Origin of the sequence: Faecalibacillus sp. H12 (assembly GCF_013361255.1) — a bacterium.
Lineage (GTDB): Bacteria > Bacillota_I > Bacilli_A > Erysipelotrichales > Coprobacillaceae > Faecalibacillus > Faecalibacillus intestinalis.
The window spans coordinates 1-21,293 of the sequence record NZ_JABWDK010000024.1 but is presented as its reverse complement, the minus strand read 5'-3'; the positions used below and the strand labels follow the sequence as shown (position 1 = coordinate 21,293).

22 protein-coding genes and 1 pseudogene are annotated in these 21,293 nt (G+C 28.6%); 14 read left to right on the top strand and 9 right to left on the bottom strand.

From position 1 onward, the window contains the following. Window positions 1-382: 382 nt before the first annotated feature. Entirely contained in the window at window positions 383-1,960 is a 1,578-nt protein-coding gene (gene pckA / locus HUU89_RS11730) for a phosphoenolpyruvate carboxykinase (ATP) (RefSeq protein ID WP_175301843.1), read from the top strand. Between the two features lie 36 nt (window positions 1,961-1,996). Here the strand turns inward: pckA and HUU89_RS11725 are convergent, their stop codons facing one another. Next, the gene (locus tag HUU89_RS11725) at window positions 1,997-2,917 is read right to left on the bottom strand and encodes a PD-(D/E)XK nuclease family transposase (RefSeq protein ID WP_175301842.1); all 921 of its coding nucleotides are present in this window, start codon (window positions 2,915-2,917) and stop codon (window positions 1,997-1,999) included. Window positions 2,918-2,995: 78 nt separating this feature from the next. Then, entirely contained in the window at window positions 2,996-3,850 is an 855-nt protein-coding gene (locus tag HUU89_RS11720) for a response regulator (protein WP_032089526.1), read from the bottom strand. An 89-nt stretch (window positions 3,851-3,939) separates the two neighbouring features. On the opposite strand from HUU89_RS11720, the gene ftsW reads away from it, so the two are divergent. The 3 genes from ftsW to HUU89_RS11705 all read left to right on the top strand — a co-directional run bounded on the left by ftsW (window position 3,940) and on the right by HUU89_RS11705 (window position 8,315). Further along, window positions 3,940-5,013: a putative lipid II flippase FtsW gene (ftsW, locus tag HUU89_RS11715; protein ID WP_117788878.1), complete on the top strand. Its 1,074-nt coding sequence runs from the start codon at window positions 3,940-3,942 to the stop codon at window positions 5,011-5,013. Window positions 5,014-5,047: 34 nt separating this feature from the next. After that, complete coding sequence (locus HUU89_RS11710) at window positions 5,048-6,178, top strand: alanyl-tRNA editing protein (protein ID WP_175301841.1); 1,131 nt, start codon at window positions 5,048-5,050, stop codon at window positions 6,176-6,178. An 85-nt stretch (window positions 6,179-6,263) separates the two neighbouring features. Beyond that, window positions 6,264-8,315 carry an elongation factor G gene (locus HUU89_RS11705; RefSeq protein WP_175301840.1) on the top strand — a complete coding sequence of 684 codons (2,052 nt, stop codon included), beginning with the start codon at window positions 6,264-6,266 and terminating at the stop codon, window positions 8,313-8,315. A gap of 220 nt (window positions 8,316-8,535) precedes the next feature. On the opposite strand, the gene murD is transcribed toward HUU89_RS11705, so the two are convergent. Both murD and mraY read right to left on the bottom strand, forming a co-directional pair. Then, complete coding sequence (murD, locus tag HUU89_RS11700; RefSeq protein WP_175301839.1) at window positions 8,536-9,879, bottom strand: UDP-N-acetylmuramoyl-L-alanine--D-glutamate ligase; 1,344 nt, start codon at window positions 9,877-9,879, stop codon at window positions 8,536-8,538. A 1-nt stretch (window position 9,880) separates the two neighbouring features. Next, the gene (gene mraY, locus HUU89_RS11695) at window positions 9,881-10,858 is read right to left on the bottom strand and encodes a phospho-N-acetylmuramoyl-pentapeptide-transferase (RefSeq protein WP_032089521.1); all 978 of its coding nucleotides are present in this window, start codon (window positions 10,856-10,858) and stop codon (window positions 9,881-9,883) included. Window positions 10,859-11,038: 180 nt separating this feature from the next. Here mraY and HUU89_RS15125 point away from each other — a divergent pair, with 180 nt between their 5' ends. From HUU89_RS15125 to HUU89_RS15115, 3 genes and pseudogenes are all read left to right on the top strand, one after another. Further along, window positions 11,039-11,356, top strand: coding sequence for a solute carrier family 23 protein (locus HUU89_RS15125; RefSeq protein WP_254697771.1), 318 nt, complete (start codon window positions 11,039-11,041; stop codon window positions 11,354-11,356). Next, window positions 11,341-12,087, top strand: a pseudogene (locus HUU89_RS15120) (uracil-xanthine permease family protein). Before HUU89_RS15125 ends, HUU89_RS15120 begins: the two are co-directional and overlap by 16 nt. A 1-nt stretch (window position 12,088) precedes the next feature. After that, window positions 12,089-12,313, top strand: a complete 225-nt coding sequence (locus HUU89_RS15115) for a hypothetical protein (protein ID WP_254697770.1) — start codon at window positions 12,089-12,091, stop codon at window positions 12,311-12,313. 23 nt (window positions 12,314-12,336) lie between these two features. Here the strand turns inward: HUU89_RS15115 and HUU89_RS11685 are convergent, their stop codons facing one another. From HUU89_RS11685 to HUU89_RS11665, 5 genes are read right to left on the bottom strand one after another with little or no spacing between them, the layout of a single operon-like run. Then, window positions 12,337-12,612: an HPr family phosphocarrier protein gene (locus HUU89_RS11685; RefSeq protein WP_022001414.1), complete on the bottom strand. Its 276-nt coding sequence runs from the start codon at window positions 12,610-12,612 to the stop codon at window positions 12,337-12,339. A 53-nt stretch (window positions 12,613-12,665) separates the two neighbouring features. Beyond that, on the bottom strand, window positions 12,666-13,187 hold the full coding sequence (locus HUU89_RS11680) for a tRNA (mnm(5)s(2)U34)-methyltransferase (protein WP_175301838.1): 522 nt from the start codon (window positions 13,185-13,187) through the stop codon (window positions 12,666-12,668). 12 nt (window positions 13,188-13,199) lie between these two features. After that, window positions 13,200-14,018 carry an RluA family pseudouridine synthase gene (locus tag HUU89_RS11675; RefSeq protein ID WP_175301837.1) on the bottom strand — a complete coding sequence of 273 codons (819 nt, stop codon included), beginning with the start codon at window positions 14,016-14,018 and terminating at the stop codon, window positions 13,200-13,202. A gap of 38 nt (window positions 14,019-14,056) precedes the next feature. After that, window positions 14,057-15,994, bottom strand: coding sequence for a hypothetical protein (locus tag HUU89_RS11670; protein WP_175301836.1), 1,938 nt, complete (start codon window positions 15,992-15,994; stop codon window positions 14,057-14,059). A 59-nt stretch (window positions 15,995-16,053) separates the two neighbouring features. Beyond that, window positions 16,054-16,251: a hypothetical protein gene (locus tag HUU89_RS11665; RefSeq protein ID WP_022001418.1), complete on the bottom strand. Its 198-nt coding sequence runs from the start codon at window positions 16,249-16,251 to the stop codon at window positions 16,054-16,056. A gap of 149 nt (window positions 16,252-16,400) precedes the next feature. Between HUU89_RS11665 and HUU89_RS11660 the strand changes: the two genes are divergently transcribed. The 7 genes from HUU89_RS11660 to HUU89_RS11630 are packed head-to-tail and all read left to right on the top strand — an operon-like array spanning window position 16,401 to window position 21,105. Next, window positions 16,401-17,327, top strand: coding sequence for a transglutaminase domain-containing protein (locus tag HUU89_RS11660; RefSeq protein WP_032089517.1), 927 nt, complete (start codon window positions 16,401-16,403; stop codon window positions 17,325-17,327). Window positions 17,328-17,341: 14 nt separating this feature from the next. Then, on the top strand, window positions 17,342-18,388 hold the full coding sequence (locus tag HUU89_RS11655; protein ID WP_175301835.1) for a type II secretion system F family protein: 1,047 nt from the start codon (window positions 17,342-17,344) through the stop codon (window positions 18,386-18,388). Window positions 18,389-18,400: 12 nt separating this feature from the next. Then, on the top strand, window positions 18,401-18,736 hold the full coding sequence (locus HUU89_RS11650; protein WP_032089515.1) for a type II secretion system protein: 336 nt from the start codon (window positions 18,401-18,403) through the stop codon (window positions 18,734-18,736). Continuing rightward, window positions 18,729-19,199: a DUF4860 domain-containing protein gene (locus HUU89_RS11645; protein WP_175301834.1), complete on the top strand. Its 471-nt coding sequence runs from the start codon at window positions 18,729-18,731 to the stop codon at window positions 19,197-19,199. The genes HUU89_RS11650 and HUU89_RS11645 overlap by 8 nt, the downstream gene beginning before the upstream one ends. Window positions 19,200-19,211: 12 nt before the next feature. After that, window positions 19,212-19,613, top strand: coding sequence for a hypothetical protein (locus HUU89_RS11640; RefSeq protein ID WP_175301833.1), 402 nt, complete (start codon window positions 19,212-19,214; stop codon window positions 19,611-19,613). Beyond that, window positions 19,603-20,040 (top strand): hypothetical protein, encoded by a 438-nt coding sequence (locus HUU89_RS11635; RefSeq protein ID WP_032089513.1) that lies wholly within the window; start codon window positions 19,603-19,605, stop codon window positions 20,038-20,040. Before HUU89_RS11640 ends, HUU89_RS11635 begins: the two co-directional genes overlap by 11 nt. A gap of 9 nt (window positions 20,041-20,049) precedes the next feature. Further along, the gene (locus HUU89_RS11630) at window positions 20,050-21,105 is read left to right on the top strand and encodes a type IV pilus twitching motility protein PilT (RefSeq protein ID WP_175301832.1); all 1,056 of its coding nucleotides are present in this window, start codon (window positions 20,050-20,052) and stop codon (window positions 21,103-21,105) included. Window positions 21,106-21,293 lie beyond the last annotated feature (188 nt).

The window sequence follows — 21,293 nt, the reverse complement described above, 5'->3', positions numbered from 1 at the left end:
TAATAAATGTGTAATAAAAAATGAAATGTAAATAAAAGAGATATCCCATAATATTTATATCTCTCATATATTTTACGATTTTCAGTAATAGTTTCCCAATATATTAATTTTTTATTACTCGATTCCCTATATATAAATAAAGAAGATCATTCCCCTAAATGATCTTTTTTATTTGTTTATGATTATTATCCTAAAAACACATTAGTTATGTTTCTAATGTGTTTTTTTATTAAAAAATACTCTAAAAACCTTATAAACTGTACATTTTCAACAAACTCATTTTGACATTAGCGTCATTTATTAAAAAAAGTAAGCGCTTTCTATGGATTTTGTAACATTTTTTTTGTATCATTATATGTAAGGAATCCAAAGGAGGTATATTATGGGTACATTGAATATCGAAAAATATGGTTTTAATCATACGGGAAACATTTTTAGAAACAATCCGCCTGGTGCGCTTGTAGAAAAAGCTTTACTTCATAAAGAAGGAAGACTTTCACGCGCTGGTGCTTTATGTATAGAAACTGGAGAAAGAACTGGTCGTTCCCCAGATGATAAATATATTGTTGATACACCTGCTGTTCATGATTTAATTGCTTGGGGAAATGTTAATCGTCCTGTTTCAGCAGAAGTTTTTGACCAAGTTTATGATCAAATGATTCAATATTTAAATGATAAAGATTTATATATTTTTGATGGCTTTGCAGGAGCTAATCGTAAATATCAATATGGTTTTAGAGTTATCAATGAAAAAGCAAGTCAAAATTTATTTATTAGAAATTTACTTATTCGACCTAAAAAGGAACAATTAAAAGATTTTAAAGAAGACTTTTTGATTTTAGTTGCTCCTGGATGTAAAGTAGATTATAAAAAATTAGGATTAAATAGTGAAGCCGCTATTATGATCAATTTTGAAAAACAAATTATTTTAATTGCGGGCACAGGGTATTCTGGAGAAATCAAAAAATCTGTCTTCTGTGTTATGAACTATTTACTTCCACAAAAGAAGATTTTTACAATGCATTGTTCTGCCAATATGGGAATCGATGGTGATACAGCTTTATTCTTTGGATTATCAGGAACTGGAAAAACAACACTTTCAGCCGATCCAAACAGACGATTAATTGGTGATGATGAACATGGTTGGTCTAGAAATACAATCTTCAACTTTGAAGGTGGATGCTACGCTAAATGTATCAACCTTTCAAAAGAACATGAACCTGAAATTTGGAATGCCATCCGTTTTGGTGCTGTAACAGAAAATGTTAAATTATTTGAAGATACACGTATTATTAATTTTGATGATGGTTCTATTACAGAAAATACACGTGTTGGTTATCCAATTGATTATATTCCAAATACTGTTTCATCAGGAGTTGGACCTATTCCACGTACTATTTTCTTTTTAGCAGCAGATGCTTTTGGAGTTTTACCACCTATTTCTAAACTTGACCGTAACGCTGCTATCTATCACTTTGTTTCAGGTTATACAAGCAAACTTGCTGGAACTGAAAATGGTGTTACTGAACCAGAAGCAACATTTTCAACATGTTTTGGAGAACCATTTTTCCCATTAGATACAGCTTTATATGCTCACCAATTTGGACGTCGTGTAGAAAAATCAGGAGCTAATGTTTTCTTGATCAACACTGGATGGACTGGTGGCTCTTATGGTAAAGGGCATCGTATTCCATTAAAATATACACGTGCAATGATCAATGCTGCTTTAAATGGTGACTTAGATTTTGTGGAATATGTCAAAGAACCATTCTTTAATCTAAAAATCCCAAGAAGTTGTCCAGGTGTTCCAGCAGAAATGTTGAACCCTAAAAATACTTGGTCAAACAAACGCGAATATGATAAAACAGCTAAAAAGCTTACAAAAATGTTCCAAGAAAACTTTAAAAAATATGATTTACCTAGTACTGTTGTTAAAGCTGGACCTGGTATTCATAAATAAAAATAGCGGATATCTCATGAGATATCCGTTTTTGTATCATTTAATCATTTCTTTAATTATTTGTAAATTTTTGTTTTCTATTAATGCTTTAAAAATCTCGTTATATTGTGACAATGTTAAATTTTCTAACATTAAAATATCTTCTTGAGGATATTTACTTTTAAAAAGCATCAATGTATTTTCTTTGGCTTTAAGAAGTTCTCCTTCTTCTTTTCCTTCTTGTCGTATTCTTATCTTTTCTTGATGATGTTGTATCTTGACAAGCTGTCTTTTACTCGCTGCTAAAACAAGTTCTTCATCTTCATTGAACTGATCCATCTTTTCTTTCATCATGGTAACCACCTCACTGTTTAAAGCTATTATATCATCTGTTATCCCATGATATAAAGTATAAATAGCTAATTCTATCTTGCTTAGATTCTTAAGCCCTTTTTCTCTTACAACAGCATCAATAAATGGAAGATAGATATTGTGATGAGTCAGCAGATTATGCTTTCTGACATGGTTTAGTTGATTACGTGGCATATAAGTATCAATCAAGAGAAGATTGTCTCTATCAATATCATTGACAAAAAGAATGGTATAGACTTCATGGACATTTTCACTGTATAAGATATCTCCTCGATTGACTTGATGATCCATCATTCTAGCTCCATAGATTTGAAAACGATAATGAACTTCTTTAGTAAGAGCACTGTTTTGCATTTCAATGTCGATTAATTTTCCTTCATCTGTTTTCACTCTGACATCTAAGACCATATCTTTATCACTTAGATGTTCAGGATTGACTTCACTATTTAAGACAAAGAGTTCCTGACATTTAATACCCGTAATTCCTTCAATAATGACTTTAAGTAAATAATAACAGCGAGAATCATTGAGATCACTCAACATGAATTTAAAGACAAGGTCATTTTTAAAATCGGTAATTCTTTTAGGTTTGATTTTTGTTTCCATTGTTCCTCCCTCCATTATTTATATAGACAACAAAAATCATTTTTTCTTTTAAAAAATTAAAAAAACGAAATAATTTTCTTATTTCGTTAACATCTTTTTAGCTGCTTGATACATTTTTTCATAATTTACAGTTTCACAAGTTCTACAATATCCTATTTGTAAATCCATATTTTCAGAAATATCAGATAATTTCTTTTGTGAAAACATTCTTAGAAGTTCTTCTTTTCTTACATAAGCAAGTTCCTTAGACATCATATGATTAACAAAACATACAAATTCATCTTGATCAACACGCCCTAATATATCTATATTTTTAAAATTCATGGAAATGAAATCACTCATTTCTTTTACTAATTTATCTCCTCGATGACTTCCTTCTTGTTTGTACACTTCTTCTAAACCCTTTAGCTTAAATACAAACAAAATTTTTTGACCTGTTTTATTTTCATCTAATTTTTCATCAATAAGCCATTTAGCAGTATCAAATTTATATATCTTTGTTAAATCATCAATTTGTTGATTATTCATTAAAGATTCTCGTAATTTCTTTAATTCTTTCAATCTTAAATAATTACTTGCTGCATTTTTTACTCTTTGTAAAACTACTTCTTCATAAATAGGCTTTTGAATACAATCATAGATACCATAATCAAAAGCTTGTATTAAATCTTTAGGATTATCACTTGCTGTTAAAGCAACGATAGGAACTTGTGACAATCTTTTATTCTTTTTTATTTGTCTAATCAAATCCATTGTCCCTGGCGTAATTAAATCAATCAACATAACATCAAATTGATAATCTTCATCTTCAATTATTTTTTTAGCGTCAGCTATATTTTTTGATAATGTGATTTGAAAGTCATTTTCTAATAATTTTTGTAATAAAATCATATAAATCGTAGCATCTTCTACTAAGAATAATTTCATAAACATCACATTCCTCTCGCCTTTATTATATATCAAAAATATACTTTTTATAAAATAATTTAAATTAGTTTACATATAATAAAACGGTGGTAACTATGAAAAAAAGAAAAATACTTCTTATTGTATTTATTATTCTATCTATCGGTTTATTAATGGTCTATAGTTCTTCACATATATGGGCGCAATATAAAGAAAATGACAGCTTCTATTATTTTAAAAGACAAGCTATTTTTGTAATAGTCGGTCTTCTTTTACTTTTTTTCTTTTCTAAAATAGATTATCACCTCTATCAAAAACATAGTCTTAAAATTATTATTCTTGCTACAATTCTTTTAGTTCTAGTACTCATTCCTGGAGTAGGTATTGTCAGAGGTGGTTCAAGAAGTTGGTTTAATTTAGGACTTTTTGCCTTACAGCCTTCTGAAATCTATAAAATAGCGCTTATTATTTATGTCAGTGACTATATCAGCCATCATTATCACCAAATGAAAAAACTACGTTATTGTTTAAAACCACTTATTGTTATGGGAATCGGCTTTTTTCTTATTATGTTACAACCTGATTTTGGAAGTGGCTTTGTCATGTGTTGCAGTATTCTTTTAATGATTATTATTACCCCTTTCCCGTTTCGATATATTATTTTTTTAGGACTATCTGGAATTTTAATGATTATTTTAATGATTATTTCTGCCCCTTATCGAATGAAAAGAATTTTTGCTTTTTTAGATCCTTTTCAAGATCCATTAGGATCAGGATTTCAAATGATTCAATCACTCTATGCTATTGGTCCTGGAGGAATTTTAGGAAGTGGTTTTGATCAAAGCATTCAAAAACATTTTTATTTACCGGAACCACAAACAGACTTTATTTTTGCTATTTATTTAGAAGAATTCGGTTTTATAGGAGGGATTTTATTAATTCTTTTATATGCTTACTTATTTATTACTTGTTTCAATTATGCAAAAAAAGTAGACGATCTCTTTGGAAGTTTTTTAATGATCGGTATGACTTCCATGATTGGAATACAAACTATCATTAACTTAGGGGTCGTTGTTGGATTATTTCCTGTTACAGGTGTAACTTTACCTTTAATGTCTTATGGAGGGACTTCTTTACTTGTTACTTTGATTGAAATCGGTATTATGTATAATATTATCAAATCTATTTAAATATGGTATGATTTGAAAGAATGGATGTGATAATATGACAATTAAACTTTATGACAAAGATGCTTATCAGACAATTTTTGAAGCTCAAGTCATAACATGTACAAAAAGAGAAAATGATTATGATATTGTATTAGATCAAACTTTATTTTTTCCTGAAGAAGGTGGTCAAACTTGTGATCATGGTACTTTAAATGATGTTGAAGTCATTGATGTACAAATCATCAATCAAGAAATTCATCATTATACCAATGCTCCTCTTTCAGGAAGTGTTAAAGGAAAGATTGATTTCAATTATCGTTATAATAATATGCAAAATCATAGTGGTGAACATGTTTTATCAGGACTTGTAAAAAGCATGTTTGGTTTTGATAATAGTGGTTTTCATTTAAGTGACCGTGAAATTACAACGGATTATAACGGCTTTTTAAATGAACAACAGTTACAAATATTAGAAGCTAAGGCCAATGAAGTGATTTTAAATAACAAAGTCATTCATTGTTTCTATCCAGAGGATGCTGATCTTTACGATTATCGAAGCAAAAAAGAAATCAATGAAGCAATTCGTTTGGTAGAAATCGAAGGTGTAGATTGTTGCGCTTGTTGTGCCCCTCATGTACGTTCAACAAGTGAAATTGGCATGATTAAAATATTAAAAGCCATGAAACATAAAAATGGAATTCGTCTCTATTTTGTATGCGGCCATCGTGCTTTTGTAAATTATCAAGCTAAGCACATACAAGCAATAAATATTTCTCAAAAGCTTTCATTACCACCTGATGACCTTGTAAAAGGTATTGATCAACTTTTAAACGAAAACAATCAATTAAAACAAGAACTTTCAAGCTTAAAAAAACAAATAATTGATCAACAAGTACAATCATTACCTCAGCAAGATCATTATTTAATTTTTACTAATAATCTAGATCGTTCTTTACAACAATATTATTTAAATCAATTATTTCCATTGTGTTCTAATTATGTAGCTATTTTTGTAGGAAAAGATGAAAATTATCGTTTTATAATTGCAAGTAACAATGACTCTAGAGAGCTTTTAAATAAGTTAAAAGGTCACTTTGAAATCAAAGGCGGCGGTAAAGCAAATATGGTTCAAGGGCAAATCAAAGGAAATCAAAAAACAATACAAGATATTTTAGAGAATAACTAAGGTTATTCTTTTTTGTTGTAACCGCTTTCTTATATAAAGAAATCATTGTATAATATAAATAGTTATATAAGAAAGGGGAATGTCTATGAATTTATATCACTCAAATAATATTGGAAATGTAGCTGTTTTAGGACATCTTGGTTCAGGAAAAACAAGCGTTATTGAAGCCATGGCAAAACGTGCAGGAATTTCTCAACAAATAGGAACTATTAGTCAAGGAACAACTATTTCTGACTATGACGTTGAAGAAATTAAACGTCAATCTTCAATTAATTTATCACTTATTCCCTTAGAATGGGATTATTGTAAAATTAATTTATTAGATACTCCTGGTAATTTTGATTATGTAGGAGAAGTAGAAGCTGCTTTACACGTTGCAGAATCAGCTGTCATTGTTGTTCCTTCTTATAAGGATATCAGTATTGGTACAAAGCAAGCCATGTTTAGAGCAAAAGATAAAGCTAAAATTATTTATATTAATGGCTTAGATAATCCAGATGCCAATTATAAAGAAAAATTAAATCAATTGAAAAAAGCCTATGGTAAAGGAATTGCACCAATTCAAGTTCCTATCATGGATCATGATAAAATGATAGGTTATATTAACGTAGCTAAAATGGAAGGTCGTATTTTTAAAGGAGAACATACAGAACCTTTCCCTATTCCTGAAGATATGATGGATGAAGTTATGCCTATCAAAGAAATGATTGATGAAGCTGTCGCTAATACAAATGATGATTTATTAGAAAAATTTCTAAATGAAGAACCTTTTACTAAAGAAGAAATTTCATGGGCTTTACGTCAAGGAGTTATGAATCAAACATTGATTCCTGTTTTATGTGGAACAAGTAATATTGGTATTCAAATTTTATTAAATTCAATGGTTGCTTTCTTCCCTGCTGCAGGTGATACATGTAATTCTATCATTGTAGAAAATATTGATACACATGAAGAAGATATCATCGGTTTTAACGAAAGTCTACCACCTTCTTTATTCATTTTTAAAACAATTGTTGATCCTTTTGTAGGAAGAGAATCACTTTTTAAAGTTTGTACAGGTCGTATTCAAACAGGAATGTCTTTATTAAATGTCAATAAAAATGAAGTTGAAAAAGTGAATAAACTTTACATAAAAAGAGGAAAAGAACTTATTGAAGTTGATGAATTATGTGCTGGTGATATTGGATGTATGACAAAGCTTTCTCATTCTTCAACAAATGATACTTTATGTACATTAGATTATCGTATGAAATACCAACCTATTCATTTTTCTAAACCATATTATGGTAAAGCTATTCAACCTATTGGTAAAGCAAATGAAGAAAAGATTGCTAGTGGTATTACAAGATTATTAGAAGAAGACCAAACTCTAAAATTTGAAAATAATCATGAAACAAAACAACAATGTATTTATGGTATTGGAGATATTCATTTAGAAAGTGTTGTTGCTAAATTAAAATCTAAATTTAAAATTGATGTTAAATTAAGTAATATGAAAGTTTCTTATCGTGAAACAATTCGTAAAAGTTATACTCAACGTACAAAGTTTAAAAAACAATCAGGTGGTCATGGTCAATATGGTGAAGTAGAAATTCTTTTTGAACCAACAAAAGATTATAGTCAATCTTATACATTTAAAGAAAAAGTATTTGGTGGGGCTGTCCCAAAAGCTTATTTCCCTGCTGTTGAAAAAGGATTGATTGAAAGTGTTAAAGAAGGAGTTATTGGTCATTATCCTGTTTTAGGTATACAAGCTACTTTATTAGATGGTTCTTATCATAGTGTAGATTCAAGTGAACAAGCTTTTAAAACAGCAACTATGATGTGTTTTAAAGAAGCGATGAAACATCTTGATCCATGTTTATTAGAACCTTATGTCATTTTAAATATTTATATTGATGAAGAATATTTAGGTGATTTGATGTCACATGTTAATAAAAAACGTGGTAAAGTCCTTGAAACTGATAGTTTAGACGATGGTTTAATCAAACTTGTTTGTCGTATTCCTCAAGTAGAAATATTAGAATTTGCGATTGATTTACGTTCTATTACTCAAGGTCAAGGATTGTATGATTATCATTTTGATGGATATGAAATCGTGAATGATGATTTAGTAGAAAGATTGTTAAATAAGTAAAACTTGATAAACGTATTTCAAGAAGTCCTAAGGGACTTCTTTTTTTGGACTATCCGTCCATTGAAAGAAGGAAAAGAGAAAGATAAAATAATAAAAAAGAAATATTTGTGAATTAAATGTGAGACAAATTTGAGACGAATTATCTTTAACATATGATGCAATTAAATCAAGAAAGCTCCTTACATCAATATTAAAAAAAGAGAGTATGCTTTGTACTCTCTTATTTTTCATTTACATATTGTTTGAAAATTCTTCCTCTTTCTTCATAACCCTTGAATTCATCAAATGAACTTGTTGATGGAGAAAGTAAGATGATATCTCCTGGTTCACTTATTTCAAATGCTTTATTAACAGCATCTTTTAAAGTTTCTTCATAATAAGCATTTTGATGATGCATATCTTCTTTAAAACGTTTACCTGCCGCTCCAAAAGTCACGAGCTTTTTAATACATGAATTATAAGTAGACATTTCTTGTAAGTCTAATCCTTTATCAAAACCACCCATTAATAGAATAACCGGTTGTTTAAAAGCTTTTAAAGCAATAATACTTGCATCTGTATTTGTTGCTTTTGAATCATTATAAACTCTAACACCATTATATTCTCTAACGAATTCAATACGATGTTCAACCCCTTTAAAATGACTCACAACATCTTTAATCACTCGAGGACTTACTCCAGCAACTAAACAAATAGTAGTCGCAATCATAATATTTTGGACATTATGATCTCCTACAATCTTAATATCCTTTAAATCAATAATATGTTCCCCTCTAAAATAAATCGCTTGATCAATAATGCTACAATCAGCTGGTTTATTTAAAGATTGTGTTAAAACACAACAATAAACATGATATCTTTGTAAATATTCTTGTAAAGTTTCATCATCAATATTATTAACAAAAACTTCATCATCACTTTCACAATTTTCATAAATACGCATCTTAGAAGCATAATATTCATCTAATGAAGCCATATAATCTAAATGATCAGGTGTTAAATTAATAACAGTTGAAATTTCTGGTCTAAATTTATCAATATCTAGTAATTGGAAATTAGACATTTCAATAACAATATAATGATTTTCTTCTTCTAATAAATTATTTTCTAAAACAACATCACATAAAGGTTTACCAATATTACCTGCAAAATGAACATGTTCATATTGTGCTTTTAATATTTCATAAATCAAAGTAACAGTTGTTGTTTTACCATTTGTACCTGTAACAGCAATATAATGTTGTTTTTTAGCTACTTGATAAGCCAATTCAATTTCTGTATAAACAGGAATACCTCTTTCCTTTAATCTTAAAATAAAAGGTTTATGATAATTAATTCCTGGATTTTTAACAACAAAATCAAAGTCTCTTTCAAAAAGTTCATCTGGATGTCCACCAGCAATAATTTCAATACCTGCATCCAAGTATTCTTGATATCCTTCAATCTTTTCTAATTCTTTTCCTTCATTGATTGTAATTGTTGCATTTAACTTTTGTAATAACTTGACTGCTGCCTTACCACTTCTAGCAAGACCAATCACTAAAACCTTTTTTCCTGTTAACATTTTACATAACTCCTATCACAATAGCGATAATACCACAAATAAATCCAATAAACCAAAATGAAATCGTTACTTGTTGTTCAGACCAACCTAACATTTCAAAATGATGATGAATTGGTGCCATTTTAAAGACACGTTTTCCTCTTGTTTTAAAAGAAACAACTTGAATAATTACTGATAAAGTTTCCATTAAGAAGACACCACCAACAACAATTAACAATAATTCTTGTTTTGTTAGGATTGCTAAAATAGCTAAAAATCCACCAAGTCCAAGAGAACCAACATCTCCCATAAAAATACGTGCCGGATGATAATTAAAATACATAAATCCAAGTAATGCTCCAACCATTGCTGTAGCATAACTTGCAATCGTATAATCTTTAATCATAATAGCATAGATGATAAATGGTGCAATTGCAACCATTGAAAGACCTGTCGCAAGACCATCCAAACCATCAGATAAATTAACACCATTACTTTCACCGGTAAACATAATAAATACTAAAACAGCATAGAACCAACCAAAATCAATATTTACTTTCACAATTGGAATAGTCACTTCTGTTGTAAAACCAGGTACAAAATTTTCTAGATACAAATAACATCCTACTGCCAAAATAGCTTGCATCAAGAATTTTTGCCATGCTTTCAATCCTTCATTTTGATGTTTTAAAATAATTAAAGCATCGTCAATAAATCCAATTAAACTATAACCTACTAAAACAATTGTAATTAAAATCAAATTAGGATTTGTTATATTTTTATAATTTACAACAAACGCCGCAATCACTGCCGCTAAAACAAAAACAACACCACCCATTGTAGGTGTTCCACCTTTTTTCTTATGTGATTCTAATCCCTCTTCTCTTTCTACTTGTCCAAATTTCATTTTATGTAGAAATGGGATGACTTTAGGCATTGCAAGTAAAACTAATAAAAGTCCAATACCAAATGCCAACATTAACTTTATAAAGTTTTCCATAAACTTCATTCCCCTTCACTCTTTATTTCTTTTACACTATACCACACTTTTTTATCTCCTTCAAATTTCTAAAAAAAACGTTCTCTTTTTTTGAAAATTATCATTTTTCTTATAAAGACATATTAGAATTCACTACCTTTTATTAATAAGGGGAAAATTATAAAAGAAAACAATACAAGTATGGAAAATCTTTACAAATTAGATGGTAAAGTTCCAATTTTAAAAGCAATTCCTTTTGGATTGCAGCATATCTTAGCAATGTTTGTTGCTAACCTTTCACCAATTACTTTAATTGGTCTTGCATCTGGTTTAAAACAAACAGAAATTGCATTTTTATTACAAAATGCAATGTTTATTGCAGGAATTGCAACTTTGATTCAATTATATCCTATTTGGAAAATCGGTTCACGTTTACCTATTGTTATGGGTGTCAGCTTTACTTTTGTAGCTATCTTAACCTATGTAGGTGCTACTTATGATTCATGGGTGCAGTTTTAATAGGTGGACTAATTGAAGGTTGCTTAGGACTACTTGCACGTTATTGGAAAAAAATTATTACACCAATCGTTGCTGCATCTGTTGTTACGTCCATTGGTTTTTCACTTTTTTCTGTTGGAACACGTTCTTTTGGTGGAGGTTACAGTGAAAGTTTTGGTTCTGCTAAAAATTTACTTTTAGGAATTATCACTTTAGCAGCTTGTTTATTATTTAATATTTTCGCAAAATCATATTGGAAACAATTATCTGTTTTATTTGGTTTAATTGTTGGCTATATTCTTGCTATTTTTATGGGAAAAGTAGATTTATCTATTATTTTTAATGGTGGATTGATTACTTTACCTCATCTACTTCCTTTTAAAATAAAGTTTGATCTTGGCGCGATTATCGCTGTCGTCGTTATTTTCTTAGTTTCAGCTGCTGAAACGATTGGTGATACTCAACCCTTGTAAACTCAGGATTAAACCGTGAAGTTACAGAAGAAGAAATTTCTGGTTCTTTAGCTTATGATGGTTTTTGTAGTTCTATCGATTACTTCTTTTAGTCAAAATGTTGGTTCAATCAATATGACAAAATTCGTCAATCGTTTTACGATTGCTACAGGAGCTATTTGTATGATCTTAGCGGGTTTACTTCCACCTATTGGTAATTTCTTTTCATCATTGCCTGAATCTGTTTTAGGTGATTGTACAATTATGATGTTTGATACTTATTCTTACAATTGGAATTGAAATGATTTCTAAAGCTGGATTTAATCAAAGAAATGTAACAATTGTTGCTTTATCATTAACTGTTGGAATTGGATTTACTTCAGGAACAGAAGCTAATATTGGGCATATTTTTCCACAAATCATTCAAGATGTTTTTGCTGGAAATTGCGTTGCTGTTGTTTTTGTTGCTTCAATTATTCTAAGTCTTGTTTTACCTAAAGATATGGATATTAAAAAGATAAAATAAAAATACGCTTTTGCGTATTTTTATTATTGGATCGTTCCAATTTCAAGTGATTTGATTTTTTCAACAATCATATCCATTGCTGTACCTTCATCTTCACCTTCTACAACAATTTCAATTTTTGCCTTATGAGGAATTCCAAGAGACAAAACACCCATTAAAGACTTCATATTTACTGATTTTTCATTATAATTGAGCGTCACATGACTTTTATAAAGTTTAACCGCATCCACTAATTCAGTAGCTGGAGAAGCATAAAGACCTACAGGATTTGTAATTTCAATATTCACTTTTTTTGCCATAATAATCTCCCCTTTTCTATATATTTATTATAGCACGTTTTTACTGATTTGATTTACCTTTTTTCAATAATAACAACATATGGCGAATTGTTTTTATTCATCATCTCAAACTTTGCTACATTATATAGTTTATGATCTAAAGTACGAAAATATGCATCCAAATTTGTACTTTCTTTCCCTTGATCATGTCCAATATAAACAACCACATACAAACATCCACCTTTGACTAAATGTTTCAAAGCTTTTTTTATTGTTTTTAAGGTTATTTCATACTGTGTTACACATTCATGATTGCCACCTGGTAAATAACCTAGATTAAAAATTCCAACCTCAAAATCTCGAACATCTTCATCAAAATATTCATGACTTTTTAAAAATAAAGTAATATTCTTTTTTCTCTTTACTAATTCTTTTGTATTATTTAACGCTAATGATTGAATATCATAACTATAAACATGATGACAATAATCACTTAAAAACAGTGTATCATGACCATTTCCCATCGTAAAATCAATCCCGTTTTGATATTTATGTTTTTTTATCCTTTGATGTACAAACTCAATCATAGATTCCATTTTCTTCACCTCTTATTTTTTACCATAAAATCCTTTTGGACAATCCACCTTAAATTCATATTTCTTTTTAGTAACAGGATGAATAAAACCAAATGCATGTGCATGTAATCCAAGCCTTCTCAGTGGATTCGTTGTTGCTCCATATTTTTTATCGCCAACAATTGGATGATGAATATTTGATAATTGAACTCTGATTTGATTTTTTCTACCTGTATCTAATTGTATTTCTAAAAGGGTTTGGTTTTTCATTTCTTTAATAGCTTTATAATGCGTAATCGCAAGTTTCCCTTTTTCTTTACTTGTAACATAAACTTGTTGACTTTTACTTTCTGCCAAATAGTTTTTTAATGTTCCATTTTTTAAGCCTTTACCTTCTACTAAAGCCATATAGCCTCTTAAATAAACGATTTTATTCCAATCTTTTTGTAATAAATCTCTTATTTTTTCATTTTTACAAAACATTAAAACACCAGATGTTTCTCGATCTAAACGATGAACAATAAATACTTTTTGTTTTCTGTCTTGTTTTTTTAAATATTCACTTACATAATGATAAGCTGCTTTTTCTTTTTCTTTACCATCTGACATGCTTAATAAACCAGAAGGTTTATTGATTACAACAAATTCTTGATCTTCATATAAAATCTCTAATGAAGATGTATTTTCTTTTTTGATTTCTACTTGGTCATTTTCATGTAATAAATAATCAAACTGACTAATTTGTTGGTTATTTACATAAACTTGTTTATATTTTAATAAGTTTTTAGCATTTTTGCGATTATAAGATAATAATAGATAATCCATTAATAACATTTCTTTTTTTACTTTCATTTTTTTCTCCTAAAAAAATGCAAAGAAATCTTTGCATTTTACATTCTTACAATATTTTGTGAATTCAATAAAACAAGTATTGATTCTAAAATATAAATTAAACAAGCTACCCACCAAGAAATAAATGAAATAACTGCTAATAATACAACAAGCAAGCTAATCACAATCCCAATAAAAGTATTTCCAATATTAATACTCTTTTGTTTTCTAGCTATTTTTAATAAATCAATAATTGTATCAAAATTAGAATCCGTCAACATAATATCACTATTACGTTGTACTTTTTCATTATGCACACCACCACGAGAAATGGCAACAGAAGCCTTTTGAAGTAAAGCAATATCTTTATCACAATCTCCAATATAAGCAACAGGTCCAGCAACAAGTGTTTTATCCATAACTTTTAATTTTTGTTCAACACTATAATTGTTATAAATTGTATATTCATCATTTTCTAAATCAACCGGTCCGTCATTAAAAATAATCAATGATTTATGTAATCCTTTGATTTTTTCAAAAAGATCCATTTCTTCTTCTGTTGTTTCAATACCATCAAAACGATCATAGATAATTGTTGTACATGTATTTAAATCATCCAACCCGCTATTTTCTTTAATCGCAATTTTTTTAGAGAATGCTTTAGCTATTCCCGCAAGTAAAGTAAAGGATGCTCCTTGAACATAGGCAAAACTTCCAGAAACAGTCAACATAATAATTCCTAAATACATATATTTTAAATTATCTGTTAAATTTATTAATGGTAAAACAACACAGCATACTAAACCAACAATAATTAAAGCTTTAGAATAAACATCAGAAACTTTAAAAATAATTTTTTCTGTATGTGATGAAGACATTGGTGCATTCATCGCAATATCTAAAACTTTAGACATTGCTGAATCTTCATATAAAGCTGTTGTTTTTACATGTAAATATCCTTCTGTAACAACAGTTCCACTATAAACTTCATTTCCAATTTTTGATTTAATACATACATCACTACCATCAATGGCATAAACATCCAATTTAGCATTTCCCTTAATAATTTTACCACCTAAAGGAATGGTTTCACCCTCATTGACAACGATAACATCTCCAATATCAAAGTCACCTAAAGGAATCATTTCTTCTTTTCCTTTACGTAATCTTCTTCCTAAGTTTTGATGCGCTACTAAATCATCGATCTTTTCCATAGACCATTGTGTTACTTGCATAATCAATTGTTTACCAGCTTGATACATGATAGAAACAACCATCGCTTCAATAAATGCTCCATAGATCCATCCCATAAAACAAGCTAATAAAAAGATATTATTTTCTGATAAATAATTTTTTAACTGTAAATCTCTTTTAACTTCAACAAGTACTTTTTCATTACAAATAAGTAAAGCTATCATCCATCCTACATAAGTTAAAAATGAAGTATCTCCAAAAGTAACCAATCCAAGTGCAATACCTACACATAATAAAGCAATTCTTGCATACTTTTGTACATATTTTTCATTAAATAAATCTTGTGATTTAAAGGGCTTTTTCCATTGTTCTACTTGTATTTCAGGATTAACATTTTCAACAATACGTGAAATACGAGGTAATGCTTTTGCTGAAGTTGTTAATGTTAAAAGTTTGTTTTGAAAATCTAATTGAACATTTTCATAAACACTATATTTAGAAAGAATGTTTTGTATTTCGTGTGCATCTTCTTCATTTTCCAAATTCGTAAACATGAAGATTTTTTCTACTTTTGCTTGATTAGAAACATACTCTCTTTTCTTTCGATTGACCATTTCTTGAAGTACATAATCCATCTTTGATTCATCTAAATAGTTTTGTATATTATCTGGTCGTGCACAATTAAACGAAATAGAATCCTTATTTATTTTAATATGTGACACTTCTTGCATACTATTTAACTTTAAAGATAAAGCATTAATATCATCATTACTTACATGATCAATATAATATACACGTTCCATATTCTTTACTCCTTTTTATGCAACTTATTTTATCATACTTCTTATAAAATTCAAAATTTCTACTTTCCTTCATTCGTCTTTTTATGTTTGATAATCAAAAAATTTTGATGGAATTCTTTTTCTGTACAAGATAAAGTGAACTCATCACCATATACTTTATAATAAAGTTGTTCATTTATTTCTCCTTTAATAACACAATCATAGATTGCTCCTTTTTCAAATAAAGTATTTTCTTCTTTTCCAATAATGATGTTCATTGACTTTATACATCTACATAAACATCTTTTACCTGAATTTGCGATGATGATCACCTCATTTCTTTATTATTGTACATCAGCTTTCTATTTATGACAAACTTCCTTTGAATATGATATAATAAATGATGAATAAGCAAAGGGGGCATTTTATGAAAATAAAAAAATTATTTATTTTTTTTATTTCTACAATTACATGTCTTTTTTGTATTACCGGCTGTTCAAACAATGATTCAAAAAAGGAATCAAAAAAATTACGTGATTCATCTCCACAATTATATTTACCTTCTACCGACTATCAAGTTACTTATCAAGAAAATAACGTAAGTGTTGATGCGTCACATACATCTTCAGGATATATTATGGTTAATTATAGTGGACATAATGAAAAAGTTAAAATACAAGTAACCTCTCCTGATCAAAATAATTATACATATCCTGTTACGTATTTAAATCAATTTGTTACATATCCTTTACCAGGAGGAAATGGTACTTATAAAATAACTGTTTTAGAATCCGTTGATCTGACTAAAAATCTCTATGCAACTTGTTTTACACAACAAATAGATGTCTCTTTAGAAAACGAGTATCTACCATTTCTTTATTCTAATTATTATATTTCATTTAATAAAGATTCTCTTTGTGTCAAAAAAGCACAACAACTCGCTAAAAAATGCTATTCATCTTTAGATGTTGTTTCAAATGTTTATAATTACATTATTAAAAATATAAAATATGATAAAGAAAAAGCAAATAATGTACAATATGGTTATGTCCCTGATCCTGATCAAACATTAAATGATAAAACAGGTATTTGTTTCGACTATGCCTCTTTAACTTGTGCGATGCTTAGATCTCAAGGAATTCCTACAAAACTCGAAGTAGGTTATGTTGGTGAAGTATATCATGCCTGGATCAGTTGTTATGTAGATGAAACTGGTTGGATAGACAATATTATTGAATTTGATGGCAAAGACTGGTCTTTATTAGACCCAACTTTAGGAGCGAATAATAAAAGTAAAGATGTAAAAAAATATATCGGTGATGGTAGTAAATATATAGTAAAATATACATATTAGAGGGGATGATATTTATGAATAAAAAGAATGAAGTACTTACAAATTTAGAATTATCTAGCTTTTGTAAACAAATGTCTATGATTTTAAAAGCTGGTATTTCACCAATAGAAGGTATTTCTATGATGATAGAAGATAGTCAAAATGAAAATGAAAAACAACTTTTAGAAAAAATCTATGAAGATTTAACAATGACATCTTCACTTGCTATATCTTTAAAGAAAACATCTGTTTTTCCTGATTATATGATCCAGATGCTAGAAATCGGTGAAGAAACTGGAAGAAATGATGAAGTTATGGATGCATTGTCTCATCATTATCAAAGAGAAGAAATGATTTTACAAAGTATAAAGAATGCTATTACTTATCCAATGATCATGATTTTGATGATGGTTGTCATTATTGTTATTTTAATGACAAAAGTAATGCCTATTTTTAATCAAGTTTTTCAACAATTAGGTCATGAGATGACTGGATTATCTAAAGGAATTCTTTTACTTGGAAATACTTTATCTAAGTATGCTGCTGTTTTTATTATTATTTTATTAATTGTAATTGGTTTTATCTTTTATTTATTACACAATAAAAAAGGAAAAGAAAAATTTAAAACTATTTTCTATCATTTTAAAGGTATAAAAAATTTATTTCATAAAATATATGCTTGTCGTTTAGCTGGAGGAATGTCTCTTTCTTTAAAAAGTGGGCTCCCTTTTGATCGTTGTATCGAATTATCCAAAGAACTTATTTATGACAAACATTTTCAAAAAGAAATCAATGATTGCCAAAATCTTTTAGATGAAGGATCGAGTCTAGCAAAATCTTTTCATGATAGTCATATTTTTACTGGTGTTCAAGCTAGAATGTTGAATATTGCTGAAAAAGCCGGTCAAGTAGATTCTATTATGGATGATATTGCTAATCAATTAGAAGATGAAATTGATGAAAAAATAAGCTCGTATATTAATATTTTAGAACCAACACTTGTTATTATCCTTTCTATTATTGTTGGAGTTATCTTATTATCTGTCATGTTGCCACTTTTAGGAATTATGTCAAATATATAGGGGGTACTTTTTATGAGATTCACAAATCAAAAAAGAAATCATCCTTTTAAAAATATTGTTATTTCTGTCATTATTTTTTTAAGTGTTGCTGGTCTATTTAATTATGGTGTTCAATCTATGTCTAAACAATCTATAGATGAACAACAAACCAATTTAGAAACGGCAATTGAAAGATGCGTTAGTCAGTATTATGTTCTTGTTGGTCACTATCCAGAAAGTTTAAATGTTTTAGAAAAAGAATACGGTTTAACTTATAATAAGAAAATCTTTTTTGTAGATTATCAAGTGCTCGGTGAAAATATTGCTCCTGATATCGTTGTCATCAGGAAGGAGGGAGCATATGAATAAAAATAAACATGTAATTGATATGATTTTTCCAATTGCTTTATTCTTTGTTTTTATCAGTAGTTGTTTTATTGTTTTAATTCTTTCTTTTCATACGTATAGAAAGACCGTTCAATTAGAACAAAGTAATTATCAAACACGCACTGCTCTATCCTATATTACTCAAAAAATACATCAAAATGATTTGATAGGCAGTGTTTCATTACAACAAATTGATCAAAAAGATGTTTTGGTATTAAAGTCATCTTATAGTCAAGGCAAATATACAACTTATCTTTATGAAGATAAGGGTTATTTAAAAGAGTTATTTATTTCTAATCAACTTGAATTTGATAAAGATGATGGTAAAAAAATAATGCCTGTATCACATTTAAAAATGCAACAAATCAATCCTTATTTATACCATTTTTCATGTATTGTAGATCATAAAGAAATTAATACAAATGTTGCAATCCAATCAAAATAAAGGAGGTCTAAAATGAAAAATATTAATAGACAAACACATATTTTTATTTTCGAATTAGTAATTGCCATTGCTTTTTTTGCTTTAGCATCAAGTATATGTGTTCAATTTTTCGTTAAAGCCCATTCTTTATCTAAAGAAACAAATGATATCAATATTTCTATGAATTTAGCAACAGGCTATGTAGAAGAATTTTTAAATGATCCTACAATTTATCAAGTTAATCAAGAATATATTCATTATTATGATAAAAACTGGAAAGACTGTCATAAAAAGAATTCAACTTATTCTATTAAAATTTATTGTAGTGATAAAGACTCAATAGAAACAATTCATGTAAGAGTCTATCATTACCACAAAAAGATTTATTCTATTACAAGTGATCAATATATAAAGGAGGATAACCATGAATCATAAAAAATCTTTTCCAATTATTAATATGGGAACTTCTTTATTACTTGTTGTTTTTATTGTTATTTGTTTAATTGTTTTTGCAACACTTTCTCTGTCTAGTTCTCTAAGAGATCAAAAATATACAGATAAAGCTGTTTTAAAAACTGAAAATTATTATTTAGCTTATTCTCATGCACAAAAACAATTAAAAGAAATTGATCAAGCAATCATTAGCCATAAAGATTTATCTTCTCTTAAAAATATAGAAATTTCTTTAAAAGATAATAATACTTACATTTCATTTAAAGAAAACATTGATCAATATCAAGATTTAGATGTTGAAATTCAATTAACCCAAGATCAAGACAGATATAAAATTATTAAATGGCAAGAAGTAACTTCCAAAGAATGGAAAAATGAAAGTACACTTCCTCTTTTAGGAAGTGAATAGGAGAGTATTATGAATATTGTAAATTTATTAGAAAAAGCTGTCGAAGCACATGCTTCAGATATATTTATTGTCGCTGGTTTGCCTATCTCTTATCGTGCAAATGGTTCTATTCATCATGAAAATGAAGAAAAACTTATGCCACCTCAAACAAAAAAATATCTAGAAGAAATATATGAACTTGCTGGCAATAGAGATATTAATATTCTAGAAGAAAAAGGTGATGATGATTTTTCCTTTGCATTACCAGGAATTTCTCGTTTTCGTGTAAGTTCCTATAAGCAAAGAGGTGCCTTATCTGCTGTTGTAAGAATCATCACTTTCGATTTACCACAACCTGAACTTATAGGTATTCCTCAACAAATTATTGATTTTTCTAAATTGTCTAAAGGTCTTGTCTTAATTACTGGACCTGCAGGAAGTGGTAAATCAACAACACTTGCTTGTATTATTAATGAAATTAACAAAACACAAGAAAAACATATTATTACACTAGAAGATCCTATTGAATTTTTACATAGACATCAAAAAAGCATTGTAAGTCAAAGAGAAGTAAAAGTTGATACTAAAAGCTATGTAGTCGCATTACGTGCTTCACTACGACAAAGTCCTGACGTTATTTTACTAGGAGAAATGCGAGATTATGAAACAATAGATGTAACTATGACAGCAGCAGAAACCGGTCATCTTGTTTTTTCTACCTTACATACAATTGGTGCAGCTAACACAATAGATCGTATTATTGATGTTTTTCCAGCAAGCCAACAAAGACAAATTGCTGTACAACTCTCAATGGTATTACAGGCCATTGTTACTCAACAACTCGTTCCTGATATTAATGGAGAACTGATTCCTGTCTTTGAAATTATGACAGTCACACCTGCAATTCGTAATATGATTAGAGATCATAAAATACCTCAAATTGATGGTATCCTTTACGCATCTAATAAACCTGATATGATTTCAACTGATATGAGCTTACTCAATCTCTATAAAGAAGGAAAAATCACAAAAAAAACTGCATTGAACTACGCTACAAATGAAGAAATGTTAAAAAAGAAATTGTAAAATTAGAGCCCATTTTCTAAAATGAAAATGGGTTTTTATTAACAAATAATTTTTAAAACATCTTCTTCACTATTGATATTAAAGATATTTAATGTAAGAACATTTAATTTTTCTAGCGATGTTGTTGTGAGTTTTTCTTCTAAAGGACTTGATATAGTTCCTAGTTTTACTTTAAGTTGTTCTTTTAA